We start from the raw sequence: 14,246 nt of genomic DNA on the forward strand, positions 1-14,246 counted from the left end.
ATTAACGAAAGGAAACTATACTATGAAAAATTTAAATGTTGTATGTTATGGTGTTCGCCCTGCTGAAAGATCTCTCTTTCAGCAGTTGAATGTCCACGGATTCAACTTGAAACTAGTAGAAGATTTATTAAATGAGACAAATTACGCAGAAGCAAAAGGAATGGATGCCATCATCGTTCGAGGAAATTGTTTAGCAAATCGCATGAATATCGAACGCTTTGCCCAATTCGGGATCAGGTTCCTCCTCACGCGTACAGTGGGGACAAATCATATTGATTTAATGGCAGCTCACGATCATGGAATGCAAGTCGCGTATGTACCATTTTATTCACCAAATGCAATCGCTGAATTATCTGTTACTTTAGCAATGATGCTTTTACGTAGAACAACTCATACAACGAATAAAACAGCTGCTTATAATTTTACGATTGATCGCTTTATGTTCAGTAAAGAAGTCCGAAACTGTACAGTTGGAATCGTTGGCGTGGGGAACATCGGACTAACAGAAGCAAAACTTTTCAAAGGATTAGGCGCAACGGTGATTGGTAATGATCTATATCCAAGTGAAGAAGCAAAAGCATTCATCGAATTTAAGTCGCTTGATGACTTACTGGCAGAAAGTGATATCGTCAGTATCCATATTCCTTACATCCCCGGTAAAAATGAACGTTTCATTAATAAAGATTTTATCGAAAAAATGAAGGATGATGCGATTTTGATCAACACTGCTAGAGGGGAGTTACAGGATAATCAAGCAATCCTTGATGCGTTGACAAGCAAAAAACTATCTGGATTTGGTACAGATGTCTTGCCTAATGAAGCGCTGATTTTCAACAAAAATTTTGATGAAGATCCCTTATTGATCGATGCAACAGCTAAGGCGCTGATCGATATGTATCCGCGAGTGATCATTACTCCACATATTGGTTCGAACACCGACGAAGCAGTATCTAATATGATCGAAACAAGTTTTGACAATCTTTATAAAATGTTCAATCAATTGGACTGTGCCAACACGCTTCCCACTCAGGCTGGGTAGTCGCCATCAAAGAATCAGCGATCCGATATTGCACCGAAGTGTTTAGCCTCATGAAATAAGGCGATAGCTATAAAAATTGCTCTTCCAATTTTTGTAGCTGTTGCCTTATTTTCGAAGTGGTTTCGTTAATTCTTCCCGTTGATTTGTTTGTATGGTGACAGACAAAAGTGAATCTTACGTTTGTCTTAACTACTTTCCTTTCAATCATCACAAAAAATAGTAAGACAGAATCCCCAGAAAATCAAAGAATGCTTTCTGGGGGTCCTGCCTTATTTCAAAGCTGAAAATTTCTGTCAAACCTCAATTATTTTTTACTCGTGTATTTTTTCCTTTGCTGTTAATGCAATAGAGTCATACATATGAGTAGTTGGCTCGTTGATCAAAGTTGCTAGGTATTTCCCTACAGTTTGTCGGCTGATTTCACCAATGTAACTTTTTCCGTTTCTATTCTCGATACGAATATCCTCAACAATCTCTTTATCGGTTAACCAATTAGGACGGATGATGGTAAAGTCTAGATGACTGTTCTCAATCAAATCTGCTGCAATACGCTGGTCCCCTAAATAAGTATCAGGATCGCGATAGTCGCCCAACTCTGCAACTGCTTCTTCGTCATTGAAGTCAACTTCACCGTAGATCCCAAGTGTTGCCATCCAATATACGCGTTTGATCTTATTCTGGTTCATCGCCTTGATCACATGTTTAGCTAAAGGCACCATATTGTAAGGACCTAAGCAAGAATAAACGATATCAATGCCTTTCATTGCATGAACCAAATCATCTAGATTCATCGCATCACCAATGATACTTCGCTCCTTATCAAAGACTTTATCCGGATTTCTCAAAAATAAAGTGACATTCACAGTAGGATCATTTTTTAAAAATTCATAGCTATATTTAGCAATTGGTGCTGATGCACCAAGGATCAATACGTTTTTTTTCAATCTATTTCCACCTCTAGTTTTGTTTTTTTACTTGTACAACGCTCCTCCTTTGATAAGATGAGTAAAGTATAAGGCTTAGAACGACTCTAACCGCAAGTATTTATTCGCATCTTTTATTACAATCAGTATGATTCTCAAAAAAGCATCTATTCCAGAAAGGGTTTTAGTTATATGAAAAATACGCAAAAAATAAAAAAATTATTAACCGCCTCCATCATTGCAGGAACCGTTTATGGTCTTTTAGCGCTACTTACAGGATTGATGATCAATTACAATGTCCTCTTGCTTGATGGTGTCTATACGATGGTCGGTGCGCTGATGTCTCTGATCGCATTATATATTGCTAAGTTTATCCAGACACAAGATTTTGAACGTTTTCCATTTGGAAAGGAATCACTGATGCCCTTGGTTGTTTTTATCCAATACAGTGTCATCCTATTGATTTCTTCCTATGGCCTGATTGAGTCTTTTTTCAGTTTGCTTTATGCAGATACCTACGTTGATTTAGCGATTGGTTTGCCTTTTTCTTTGTTTGGGACACTCTTTTGTTTTGTCTTTTATCTTTATTTGAAAAAAAATCCGATCAATCATTCCTTTTATAAGGTGGAGCTGGAACAATGGCGCTTCGGTTTTCTGTTCAGTTTAGGAGTCGTGGTCTCGATCATCGTCTCTGGTGTACTAGCAAAAACGCCATATCTTGCAATCGCCCAATTGATCGACCCTGTGATTTCCATTGGAATCACCATTTTCTATATTTATCTATCAGTGACTGAAATCAAAAGTGCCACATTAGAACTTACTTATGCACCCCCCAAATATGAATTGCGCGAAAAAATATTGTTAGTAGTTGATAAGCTCTTGCAAAATGTCGCTATCGAAACCTATGTCTTACGAATCGCAAAAGTAGGGGATCAAGTCATTCTTGAACTAGATATCGTGATTTTACCCGATAGTGAATTAGATAGTATCCGCGCGCAAGATCATCTAAGAGATAAACTCAACCGCAAAGTAACTGAAGGTTTCTCTGACTATTCTTTATGGTTGAATATCAACTTTATCGGTGATCTCAAGTGGGCTTAAGAAAGAGCGTACTTTATAAAAAAACAGAAGCTCCTCCAATACGAAAACGATTGGGAAGCTTCTGTTTTTTTCAATTGTTCTGTGTTTAATTATGACTTAGAAAGGTAGATCTATTTAACAACAATCGTTTTACTTTCAAACTGTGCGAAGTCAATGGTGAATGTGTGCGTTTGACTATCATAGACAATCCCTTCACTCGTAGACACCACGTCAGTAAAATCACTTGGTAAAGTAAGTGTTACTGGTTCAGTTTGTTGCGTTGGATTGGTAATTGTATAAACTGTTTGTTCTGCCTTCGTTTGTTTTAGTAAAGAAATTGGTTTATTCGTTTTGATCCCTGCCATTTCTCCGCCTTGTTCTTGCCAAAAATTGATGCCTAAGTAACCAGAGGTTTTCACTTCGACTGCTTGGATTTCTTTGGTATTTTGCAAAATCGCAACTGGCTGTTTTGCTGCATAATCTGCTAATTCCGATTGAGTCTTGCCGGGCAACATCACATAAGCATATTCTGCATCTTTTGGTTGCTGTCCATGATTGATTGAGAAGGTGCGGTAGTCACCTGTATAGGGTGTATCACTAGGAAATGCTTCATTGATTTCTCGATAAGTACCTGTACGTGTCTCACTGATCACATCGACTGTTTCCTTTTGTGGGAAATAATAACCGATCGACGCATGTTGATGATCTGATTCTAACAATAACCAAGATGTCTCCTTCGTTTGTTGTGACTGATCAATCATTCCTGTATCCGAAAGTACTTGATACGTATACGAATCATTTAATAAACGATTATCGACAATTGTTTCGATTGAAGCAGTTGTATCTCCTGTAATACCGGCACCTAAGGCAATGATTTGCCCATCCAATGTAAACCATGACTTCTTCCCTTGTACATTCATCGGTAAGGTCGTTCCATTATTCTTTGTTCCTTCTTTGTTAAGAGCCATTCCTACTACACCTTGATCTCCAGCAACGGCACCGCCTACCCATGTTTCATTTGAAGTCACTGTAGTAAATGCTGAAATTTCATCTGCTAAAGGTACTGTATCGATGGTCGTACCAGGTAAACGATAAGGATCGATTGTTGGCCAATAACTCGGACCGAATTGGACTTGGTCATCATTGTAAAGATAGATCATCCCGTCAGACGTATGCCAGCCTCGTTGATTTTCCAGATTTCCTGCTTCAAATGAAGAGATTCGCTTCGAATACATGCTTAATCCTAAATGGTAATTCTCTGTTCGTTGGACAAACCGATCCATTGCATGGTACATCTTTGTTCCGATGAACGGTAGTTGCTTACCCATCACCGTGGTATTAGCCAATAGCTCCGTTGTCATCATCAAATCATTGTAATCTCTCGTATTTGTCAAATAATAGTTAGGATTAGACAACATCCAATATTTCACTGCTTCTTGTAAAGCTTTTTGCTGTGTTTCAGGTGCAAATTTCGCCACGATCATTAAATTGTACATCGTTGTCGATCCGTAACCCGTTTTTGTCGCTGCTGGTACTCGAGAAATGGAGCGACCATTGACTAAAGGCAACATTTCACCTTGATAAACTAATGGGATAAATGCCGATTGTACGTTATCAACAAAGGACTTTATTTGATCAGCTGTCAACGTATAGCGAGATTCTTTGACGATCGATAAAATTTGGCCTACGCCTTTGACTAGTACATTGCCATAAGAGCCTGTATAAGGGATCGTTTCATGCTGGATAAATGAACCATCTTGATAAAATCCATCTCCATGGGTCACCAATTTAAAGACATCTGTGATACTCTCAACTGCTTGTGTAACTTTCGCTGGATCATTTTGTAAGAGACCTAGTCCTAAAACAGTTTGCGCTAAATCTGTGCGATTCGCACCAGTCGTTGAAAAATTTGGTATAAAATCAAGCGCGACAAAAGTTCCTTGTGGTTTTGTGTAGAGTTGTTTAAATGGATCGGGTACATATTTACTCAACACAGCCGTATACTCTTGAAGTTTCTCCTCTGGTACGTCTTCATCCAGCACCATCAAAATTGCCACAAATTTTTGAGCTACTCCGATTTGCCAATCCCACCAATTGCCATGATACTTTGTTCCATCATAGCCTTTTTTTGTGATCATAAAATCTAATCCACTTTGAATCGCTTGACTGATGACTTCATCTTGATAAAAACTTGTCCCATTCGTTCCATATGCTAACGCTAGTTTTTGCAACTTTGTAAATTGCGTGGTTAAATCTGCCGAAGCGGTATTCCCAGATTCTAATGGCCACAGATACGTGCGGTCAGGATCTTGATTCATTGTCTCGTAAAGTTTTTCTGCTTCGTCAGAAAGAGCGTTTACATAATTGGCAATCGCTGGATTAGCTAAATCGGTCGTTGTTGACACAAGTTGATCTTTCCAGTTTGCTTTCATTGTTTGAAATTCTTCTGTCGGTTCTTCCACTTGCAGACTATTGACCGCTCCACTACGCATGGAATAAATAGTTAATTTACTCTCATTCCCAAATAACCGAATCCCTGAATAACCTGACCAGTCCCCATTGATCGTTGTCCCATCAGAATAAAGAACTTCTTGATTTTCATACAACAAACGGTCGTTCAAATATGCTTGGAACGATGTTCCTTCATATCTTAGTAACAATTTATAGGTTTGTCCTGAAATCAGTGTAGGACCTTTGATGGCTGTCAACCATTTCCCCCCAGGCTGCCCCAATTGCCATTCACCATCGCGCATATAGGCAAACGATTGCCAGTTCGATGTCGTCTGATCGTTTCCTCGAAAAACTAGTCCAAAATTGGTCTGTCCCTCATATAGAAACGTGTATTCTAGATCACCTGAGCTACGGACACCTGCATCTAATAATAACGACACAGACTCAAATTGTTGATTGACTTTCTGGTTTGCGATCTGTAATCCATTCTCGTTGGTATATTTATCTGCTTTTCCAACAATGTCTTGCCAAGTACCCAAATGCTGCGAAAAATCTGACTCATAGTTCCCTGATGTCGTATTTTTTTGCATGTCAGTCTGTGTTCCTTCTGCACCGACTTGTTGACTGTACCCTAACCCAATACCAACGAATAAACTACACCCTAATGTCACCACTAATTTTGTTGACCAACGCTTCATTTTGTTCTCCTTTTTGATTATAGATATTTTTTGAACTAAAAAAATCTGCAAGAAAGGCGCATTCTTATTTCGAACAATTCTTTCTTGCAGATCGGATCACGACCTTGCGATCACTTCATTCATTTTTTATGAATCATTTAAGCTAAGATCCCGGCAGCACTTAATGCAATCGAAAGAATCAAAATGATCCAGATCACGCGAGTTGAATTCAATTTCTTCTGACCTAACATCCAGTAAGTCAATAAGACTAATAAAACCGGTACTAATGAAGGTAAGATCGCATCTAATGTATCTTGAACAACTAACTCCACCCCATTTTGTTTGTAAACGAAAGGAACCGTTGCTTTGATAACTGACGGAATCAAGGCACCAATAACTGTGATCCCTAAAACAGTTGCTGCGTTGGTGAATGCTGTTAGTTTATTTTTCAGAGTCGTAACTAATTTAACTCCTTGCTTATAGCCAAGTGGTAATAATGCTGCTCGTCCAAAAAGTAAAGCGATATTGGCAATGATCCAGATCACACAGCCAACGACTGATCCGCTTTGTGCCAATGTACCCGCGATTGAACCAAAAATCGTTCCCCAGATGACATGGAATAATGAATCGCCTACCCCTGCCAATGAACCCATCAACGCTGTTTTCAACGCGACAATCGTATCTTTTGCTTTGTAACCATCTTCTTCTTCAATTGCCACATCGATCCCCATGATCAAGTTCCCAAAAATTGCATTCGTATTGAAAAATTGATTATGAGTATTCATCATATCTTGTAATTGTGATTTGTCTTCCCCATAGAATTTTTTCAGTACAGGTAAAATACCATAGAGATAACCGGTACTCATCATACGCTCATAGTTCCAATTCAATTGGCTACCAAGGATATAGCGCCAACTGATGACATTCAATTCTTTTTTCGTTAACTTTTGATTACTCATCGCCATCAAAACCTCCTTCAAGTGTTCCAGTGGTTGTCACTGTTTGAGCAGTTGCTTCTTTTTCGTTATCTCGTTTGAATACTAACAATGCAGCAATAACACCAACGATTGAAATACCAAGCATTGGTACTTGTAGATATGCTGATAAGAAGAAACCTAAAAGTAAGTAAGGAATATACTGTTTTGCTGGTAAATAATGTAAAAGGATGGCCACACCGACAACTGGTAGTACGCCACCTGCTGTACGTAATCCATTCATCAACCATTCAGGTGTATTTTCTGTGATTGTTGAGACTGCCGCATCACCGACTAGTAACATCAATAAGATCGGGATTGCTCGAGAAAGCCCCCATAAGAATGAACCAGATAATACTAACCGTGGGATACTGTTGATACGCATATCTTCAATCGCACGATCTACACGGTGTAGCAAAAAGACATTACAGAAGCGAGCAACGACATCAAGCTGTAGCATCAGTAATGATACTGGTACAGCTAGACCGATCCCATATTCCGCGCCTTTACCAGAAATCACAGCAAACGCCGTTCCTAATACAGCGCCAGTAAAGAAGTCGGGTACAGATGCACCTCCAAAAGCCGCAATCCCTAAACGCATCAATTGAAGGGTTCCCCCTACCATCAAGCCAGTTTCTAAATCTCCCATGATCATCCCGGAGATCATTCCCGCAATGGCTGGTTGTGTCAACGTATTTGAAATAAGTGAATCATTGATTGCAATAAAAGCATAAACTGTAATAAGAATAATTTGATACATGGCTAAATGTTGCATGATTATTTCCTCCTAAATCACTTTCTTAGTTTTTCCATAAAATCGATGACTGGATCATTTGGTACCAGTTGAGCGGTCACTTTTATGTCTTTGGCTGCGATTGCTTCAAACACTGCTGCTTCTTCTTTCATGACCTTGATGCTTTTCGTGATTTCTCTCGCACCTTCTTTATGACTCATGTTTCCTACATTAATTGCAGCCAGCTCACCGCCCGCTTCTAAATACCGCAAGACATCTGTTGGATTTTTAAAAAGTAAAAAAATACGTTGCTTGCCATATTTGCCAGATTGAACATTTTTTGCCGCCGCAGCAACAGTTAAAACGGATAGCCGCATAGATGTAGGCGCTGCCATTCTTAATGAAGATTTTTGTAAAGAATCCATTGCTGCCTCATCATTGATCACGATGATCCGTTGTGTATTCAAACTTGTGGACCAAATTCCTGCAACTTGACCATGAATCAAGCGTTCATCAATCCTTACATTGACAATATTCGCTTTGCCTTTAAATTCCTTATATTGTGCTAGATCTCCCTCTGCGGCTTGCGTTTCTTCCGCTTCCGTTGAGATCATCTTGTTTTTGATATCTACGATACCCCCGCGTGCCAAATCGATCAACGCCTCGATCGTTGCTTGTGGATTAAGGGTCGCTTCCATGACTAAAGGTAAAGACATCCCAGCAATAATTGTAACTTCTTCATCTTCTAGGTAATTTTTTAGCGCTGTGTTACATGGTGTCCCACCTAGCAGATCTGCAATAATCAAGGTCGAACCGTTAAGGGCTTTCATTTTATCAGTTAATTCATGTTCAAATTGTAAATTATCGCCATCTGGTCTTAAAGAAAGTGTGTGGACATGTTCTTGCACGCCAACGATCATCTCTAAACTGGCTTTGACTCCATCGGCCATGCTACCATGACTGACCAATAAGATATTTCTCATCTCTCTTCCCCCTTAAATAAACATCTAAGCTACTTAACATGTTAGCTATTGATTACGTACACTATATCACATATCAACTCAAACGTAAACCTAACATCTTAACATATTATATTTTTTTCTTAAAAAATTTAGATCCAAAATTAATCCATTGCCACAAACAAGTTAACATGTTATGGTAAGATTAATTGAATACCGCAAAAAAAGGAGGTCTCATGTGGTGATTCCCAAATATGAACAAATTAAGCAAGAATTATTAGCTGAAATCAAAAATCATTTATTTGTTCCTGGAGATAAGTTTTACTCAGAAGCAGATATCAAGAAAAAATATTCTGTCAGCTCGATCACAGCCGTTAAAGCATTGAATGAACTTACAACCGCTGGCTATCTCTATCGCGTCCAAGGGAAAGGGACCTTTGTTTCTAAATCAAAAGTCTCTCAATCAGTCAAATTCTCAGATATCGAATTACATTCATTAGATAAAGAGAAGGTCAAGGTCGTTTCGATAGAAGAAGCGCAAGAACCTGAAATTTTAGAAGAACTTGGACTACCAAAAAATGGTTCTTATTATCGCATCAAACGAGTGCGATATTTTGAGGATATCCCTTTCCTTGTGCATATCACTCATCTGCCAAAACGTTTGGTCAAGGAACCTATTAGTAAAGACTTATCTCAATACTCCAGTATCTACGAGAGAGTGAGAAAAGATTTTGGGATCGACCTCTTCTCTCTTTCATCTGTTGAGACGAATGAAATTGTCTTTCCCGATGATCCAGAATTATTGAACTTGTTAAAGTTAAGCTTTCGCGAACCAGTCGTCAAACAAGTCAAGCATTCTTTTCTTGCCGATCGAAGCGTAGCCGAATATATCATTAGTTATAAGCACTGGAAATATTTCAAAACAAAAATCGAAGTAGAAGCAGAATAAGTAGAACGGTAATAGCCGTAATTTCGCACCCATTGAATTAAATAAGCAAAACCAGAAGGAATCCATCAGACCGTTCTTTGAACGTTTTGTGGATTCCTTCTTAACTATATATATCTATCCATGATCGGAGTTACCTACTTTAAAAAATAAATAAAGTTATTTATTTTCCGATCTTTCTGTTTTTTTATTTTGCCATTCGCTTTTTCTGATTATTTAGGTTATACTAGTTTAAAGTTAATATGTTAACAAATCAAGAGGAGTGGTATGATGGGATTACAACAAACAAAAGATTCCCTTATTTCCATAAGTCAGTCTGTCGATAGCGCCTGGCTAGCGAAGCAAATTGATTGGTGTTGCCAAAAAATCGAACATAATATGACACGCTACGGTCTAGATTTTCCGTCGGCTTGCGCAACAAATGGGATCTATCGGATCAAACCTAATGATGACTGGACGAATGGCTTTTGGACTGGCATGTTATGGTTGGCTTATGAATGGACTGGTAAAGAGAAATTTCTCGTACGTGCCATGGAAAATATCCATAGTTTCAAAGAGCGTTTAACCACACATCACGTATTAGATCATCATGATATTGGTTTCTTATATAGTTTATCTGCTGGTGCAGGCTATCGTTTAACCAACAGCTTATTATGCAAAGAAGAATTGCTTCAAGCCGCAGATGTCTTACTTGCACGTTTTCAAGAAAAAGGACAATTTATCCAAGCCTGGGGCGCGTATGGCGATCCAAAAGAGTATCGCTTGATCATCGATTCATTGATCAACTTACCTTTATTGTTCCAAGCTTCTGAGATTTCAGGTAATGATCATTATCGAGAAGTAGCAAAGAAACATTACGAAACAGTGTTACGTACCGTTGTTAGAGAAAACGCAACAACTTTCCATACGTATTATTTTGATCCTTCAACCGGTACACCAACTCACGGTGCCACACATCAGGGAAATAGCGATGCGTCGATTTGGGCACGTGGACAAAGTTGGGCTGTTCTTGGGATTCCTTTAAATGAAAGTTATTTAAGAACTTCATCTTTATCTAAAAATTATGAAGCAATCGTTGATGTCTTTTTGACACATTTACCAGAAGACCTTGTTCCTTATTGGGATTTTGATTTCACAGATGAACATCCTTCTGACAAAGATAGTTCCGCCTTAGCGATCACCGCCTGTGGATTATTAGAAGCCGCAAAAATGGAAGCGTATCCTCAGTCTGAAGAATTAGCGAAAGGAATGCTCTACCAATTAGGCGAACATTACACATCCTTGTCCGAACCTGATAATGAAGGTCTACTACTACATGGCGTATATGCCCATGCAGAAGGTAAAGGAATCGATGAACCTAATCTTTGGGGCGATTATTTCTACCTAGAAGCTCTGGTACGTTTAGCAAAACCCTCGTGGAAAAAATATTGGTAAGGAGAAACCAACATGCAAACTTTTGAAATAAAAGAAGACTTTCTTTTAGATGGGCAGCCGATCAAATTGATCAGTGGCGTCATCCACTATTTCCGTCTTCCTCAATCGCAATGGGAAGATAGCTTATATAACTTGAAAGCATTAGGCGCAAATACTGTCGAAACCTATATCCCTTGGAATATCCATGAACCCAAAGAAGGACAATTCAACTTCGAAGGAATGAATGATTTCACTGCTTTTGTTGCACTTGCTCAACAACTCGGACTAATGGTGATCCTACGTCCTTCTGTATATATTTGTGCAGAATGGGAGTTTGGCGGTCTACCCGCTTGGTTATTAAAAGAACCAGGTATTCGTTTGCGGTCGACGGATGAACGATTTATGACAAAAGTCAAAAAATACTATGATACCTTACTGCCAAAGATCGTACCTTTGCAGATTTCAAACGGTGGCCCTGTCATCATGATCCAAATCGAGAATGAATATGGTTCTTATGGGATGGAAAAAGCGTATCTACGTGAAACGAAACAACTACTAGAGAATGCCGGCATCACTGTTCCTCTATTTACTTCCGATGGCGCTTGGAATGAAGTATTGGATGCTGGAACGCTGATTGAAGATGATGTATTCGTCACTGGTAATTTTGGTAGTCATTCTAAAGAGAATAGTGCGGTCTTGCAAACCTTTTTTGAGAAACATGGGAAAAAATGGCCCTTGATGTGTATGGAATATTGGGATGGTTGGTTTAATCGCTGGGGCGAGCCGATCATCAAACGAGATGCTCAAGACCTAGCGAATGAAGTCAAAGATATGTTAGAAGTCGGTTCTTTGAATCTGTACATGTTCCATGGAGGCACCAATTTTGGTTTTTATAATGGCTGTTCCGCACGTGGAAATACCGATTTACCACAATTGACAAGCTATGACTACGATGCGTTACTCACTGAAACGGGTGAACCTACAGAAAAATATTATGCTGTCCAACAAGCAATCAAAGAAGTTTGCCCCGACGTATGGCAAGCAGAACCACGTACAAAACAATTAGAGTCTCTTGGTAGTTACCCAATTGATACTAGCGTTTCTTTACTAAACACAAAAGAAACACTAGCAAAAGCGGTACCTACCGCATATCCTATGACGATGGAACAAGTCAGTAATGGGTATGGTTACGTCTTATATTCTTTGGCATTGAAAAACTATCACCATGAAAACAAAGTGCGGATCATCGAAGCAAGTGATCGAGTTTCTGTTTATGTGGACGAAACCTATCAATTGACGCAAGACCAAACAACGATCGGTGAAGAGTTCATGATCCAAGGAAAGACAGAAAATGAAGAAATCCAATTAGATGTACTAGTAGAAAATCATGGAAGAGTCAATTATGGCTCAAAATTGAATAACCCGACCCAAACAAAAGGGATTCGTGGCGGAATCATGCAAGATATCCATTTCCATCAAGGCTATCTACATTATCCTTTGCCACTATCAGCCGAGCAACTTCAGCTGATCGACTATCAAGCTGGCAAAAATCCAGCTCATCCTTCGTTTTATCACGTATCATTTGATGTAGCCGAGCCGATAGATACGTATATCGATTGTTCCAACTATGGTAAAGGAGTGATTTTTGTCAATGGGATCAACCTTGGCCGCTATTGGAATCGTGGACCGATCTATTCACTTTATTGTCCAAAAGATTTCCTTAAAAAAGGGGAAAATGAAGTGGTGATTTTCGAAACAGAAGGCGTCGAGATCCACTCTTTAGATTTTCTCGCAGAACCGAAAGTTGAGCAAAGTGTTTGATAATGATAACTAAACAAAGACGAGGGTCATCATCTGATGACCCTCGTCTCTTTTCGTTGACAGTTATTCATGTTCTAATTCAATTTTCTTGGGTTGTTCTTCTGCTGGAACTTGTTCAAACTTCCGCAATAAATAAATCTTACGAATATTCAATACTAATGTTTTGATCACCGCATACACAGGGATACAGATCAACATTCCCATGATGCCAGCAACACTTCCTGCACCGATCAATACTAAAATGATCGTTAGTGGATGAATGTTCATTGTTTTTCCGAAGAGTAATGGCTTGATCACATTGCCATCCAATTGTTGGATAACAAGAATGGATAACGCCATGTAGAGTGCTTGAAATGGCGAAATAAACAGTCCGACAATAATAGCTGGTACTGCACCAATAAAAGGGCCAACGTACGGTATGATATTCGTCACTCCGCAAACGACTGCCAGCAACAAACTATACGGCTGCTTGAAAATCGTCATTGCAATAAAACTCATCACGCCAATGATCACTGCATCCACAATCGTGCTACTGATATAAGCAGATAGTGTTTCATTCAACTCTCTGACCGTTTGGCGTAATTCTCCTCGAATTGCTTGAGGAAAGAAAGGCGATAACGCATCGATAAATTTATGTCCATCTTTGAACATAAATAATAAGATGAATGGGACAGTAAACAATAAAATAAAGAATTGCATCATAAAAGAAAGAATTCTTGAAACGCTCCCTGTCAGACTAACCAACAAGATATTGAACAAGTTGCTCAACGACAAGTTGGCAGACGCAAACTGTTCTTCTAGATTCAATGAACGAAACTCTTCTCTTTGCATGATCTCAGTCAACCAACGACTTGTTTCGTCTGCATATGCAGGGATACTTCTGGTTAATTGCACTGCTTGATCAACCAATTGAGGCAAGATGTTCATGATGGTCAAAAAGACGATCACTAATAAAACGATCAATGTCAATAGATAGCCCAACACGCGTGGTACTCGATGTTTTTCTAAAAACAAGACAACTGGATTAAACATGTAATAGAAAAATCCAGCAATGATCAACGGCATAATGATTGCAGATGCCATTCTTAAAATCGGGTGAAACACATTTGGCATACGTAAAATAAAGAAAACGCCAATAATCGTTAAGACTAATTCCACTGTCCAAAATAACAATTTTGACTCTTTGAACCTTGAATACATAGATATCCTCCAAATTTCATGCTTACAGAT

General features: G+C 38.9%; 11 protein-coding genes. 5 read left to right on the top strand and 6 right to left on the bottom strand.

Features of this window, described 5'->3' with window-relative positions; all coding sequences use genetic code 11:
* Window positions 1-22: 22 nt before the first annotated feature.
* Complete coding sequence (locus IGJ95_RS12420; RefSeq protein WP_077151977.1) at window positions 23-1,039, top strand: NAD(P)-dependent oxidoreductase; 1,017 nt, start codon at window positions 23-25, stop codon at window positions 1,037-1,039.
* 311 nt (window positions 1,040-1,350) lie between these two features.
* Here IGJ95_RS12420 and IGJ95_RS12425 read toward each other — a convergent pair whose 3' ends face one another.
* Window positions 1,351-1,983 carry an NAD(P)H-binding protein gene (locus tag IGJ95_RS12425; protein WP_062806156.1) on the bottom strand — a complete coding sequence of 211 codons (633 nt, stop codon included), beginning with the start codon at window positions 1,981-1,983 and terminating at the stop codon, window positions 1,351-1,353.
* Between the two features lie 171 nt (window positions 1,984-2,154).
* On the opposite strand from IGJ95_RS12425, the gene IGJ95_RS12430 reads away from it, so the two are divergent.
* On the top strand, window positions 2,155-3,063 hold the full coding sequence (locus IGJ95_RS12430; protein ID WP_077151976.1) for a cation transporter: 909 nt from the start codon (window positions 2,155-2,157) through the stop codon (window positions 3,061-3,063).
* Window positions 3,064-3,173: 110 nt separating this feature from the next.
* On the opposite strand, the gene IGJ95_RS12435 is transcribed toward IGJ95_RS12430, so the two are convergent.
* From IGJ95_RS12435 to IGJ95_RS12450, 4 genes are all read right to left on the bottom strand, one after another.
* Entirely contained in the window at window positions 3,174-6,191 is a 3,018-nt protein-coding gene (locus IGJ95_RS12435; protein ID WP_349520401.1) for a polysaccharide lyase 8 family protein, read from the bottom strand.
* Window positions 6,192-6,328: 137 nt separating this feature from the next.
* Window positions 6,329-7,129: a PTS system mannose/fructose/sorbose family transporter subunit IID gene (locus tag IGJ95_RS12440; RefSeq protein ID WP_029593929.1), complete on the bottom strand. Its 801-nt coding sequence runs from the start codon at window positions 7,127-7,129 to the stop codon at window positions 6,329-6,331.
* Complete coding sequence (locus IGJ95_RS12445; protein WP_010734299.1) at window positions 7,122-7,919, bottom strand: PTS mannose/fructose/sorbose/N-acetylgalactosamine transporter subunit IIC; 798 nt, start codon at window positions 7,917-7,919, stop codon at window positions 7,122-7,124. Before IGJ95_RS12445 ends, IGJ95_RS12440 begins: the two co-directional genes overlap by 8 nt.
* A 17-nt stretch (window positions 7,920-7,936) precedes the next feature.
* Complete coding sequence (locus IGJ95_RS12450; RefSeq protein ID WP_438762026.1) at window positions 7,937-8,860, bottom strand: PTS mannose/fructose/sorbose transporter subunit IIAB; 924 nt, start codon at window positions 8,858-8,860, stop codon at window positions 7,937-7,939.
* Window positions 8,861-9,077: 217 nt separating this feature from the next.
* On the opposite strand from IGJ95_RS12450, the gene IGJ95_RS12455 reads away from it, so the two are divergent.
* The 3 genes from IGJ95_RS12455 (at window position 9,078) to IGJ95_RS12465 (ending at window position 13,016) form a co-directional block, all read left to right on the top strand.
* Window positions 9,078-9,785, top strand: coding sequence for a GntR family transcriptional regulator (locus tag IGJ95_RS12455; RefSeq protein ID WP_023520339.1), 708 nt, complete (start codon window positions 9,078-9,080; stop codon window positions 9,783-9,785).
* A gap of 267 nt (window positions 9,786-10,052) precedes the next feature.
* Window positions 10,053-11,216 (top strand): glycoside hydrolase family 88 protein, encoded by a 1,164-nt coding sequence (locus IGJ95_RS12460; protein ID WP_062806152.1) that lies wholly within the window; start codon window positions 10,053-10,055, stop codon window positions 11,214-11,216.
* Between the two features lie 12 nt (window positions 11,217-11,228).
* On the top strand, window positions 11,229-13,016 hold the full coding sequence (locus IGJ95_RS12465) for a glycoside hydrolase family 35 protein (protein WP_438762028.1): 1,788 nt from the start codon (window positions 11,229-11,231) through the stop codon (window positions 13,014-13,016).
* 63 nt (window positions 13,017-13,079) lie between these two features.
* Here the strand turns inward: IGJ95_RS12465 and IGJ95_RS12470 are convergent, their stop codons facing one another.
* Window positions 13,080-14,216, bottom strand: a complete 1,137-nt coding sequence (locus IGJ95_RS12470; protein ID WP_010734294.1) for an AI-2E family transporter — start codon at window positions 14,214-14,216, stop codon at window positions 13,080-13,082.
* Window positions 14,217-14,246: the final 30 nt, after the last annotated feature.

The sequence above is a fragment of the Enterococcus sp. AZ156 genome (assembly GCF_051714165.1).
Taxonomy (GTDB): Bacteria; Bacillota; Bacilli; order Lactobacillales; family Enterococcaceae; genus Enterococcus_B; species Enterococcus_B pernyi.

Bases quoted from the DNA above. Each gene is read 5' to 3' on its own strand.
- IGJ95_RS12430 (WP_077151976.1), top strand. From the start codon at position 2,155: ATGAAAAATACGCAAAAAATAAAAAAATTATTAACCGCCTCCATCATT.
- IGJ95_RS12445 (WP_010734299.1), bottom strand. From the start codon at position 7,919: ATGCAACATTTAGCCATGTATCAAATTATTCTTATTACAGTTTATGCT.
- IGJ95_RS12460 (WP_062806152.1), top strand. From the start codon at position 10,053: ATGGGATTACAACAAACAAAAGATTCCCTTATTTCCATAAGTCAGTCT.
- IGJ95_RS12450 (WP_438762026.1), bottom strand. From the start codon at position 8,860: ATGAGAAATATCTTATTGGTCAGTCATGGTAGCATGGCCGATGGAGTC.
- IGJ95_RS12435 (WP_349520401.1), bottom strand. From the start codon at position 6,191: ATGAAGCGTTGGTCAACAAAATTAGTGGTGACATTAGGGTGTAGTTTA.
- IGJ95_RS12470 (WP_010734294.1), bottom strand. From the start codon at position 14,216: ATGTATTCAAGGTTCAAAGAGTCAAAATTGTTATTTTGGACAGTGGAA.
- IGJ95_RS12440 (WP_029593929.1), bottom strand. From the start codon at position 7,129: ATGAGTAATCAAAAGTTAACGAAAAAAGAATTGAATGTCATCAGTTGG.
- IGJ95_RS12465 (WP_438762028.1), top strand. From the start codon at position 11,229: ATGCAAACTTTTGAAATAAAAGAAGACTTTCTTTTAGATGGGCAGCCG.
- IGJ95_RS12420 (WP_077151977.1), top strand. From the start codon at position 23: ATGAAAAATTTAAATGTTGTATGTTATGGTGTTCGCCCTGCTGAAAGA.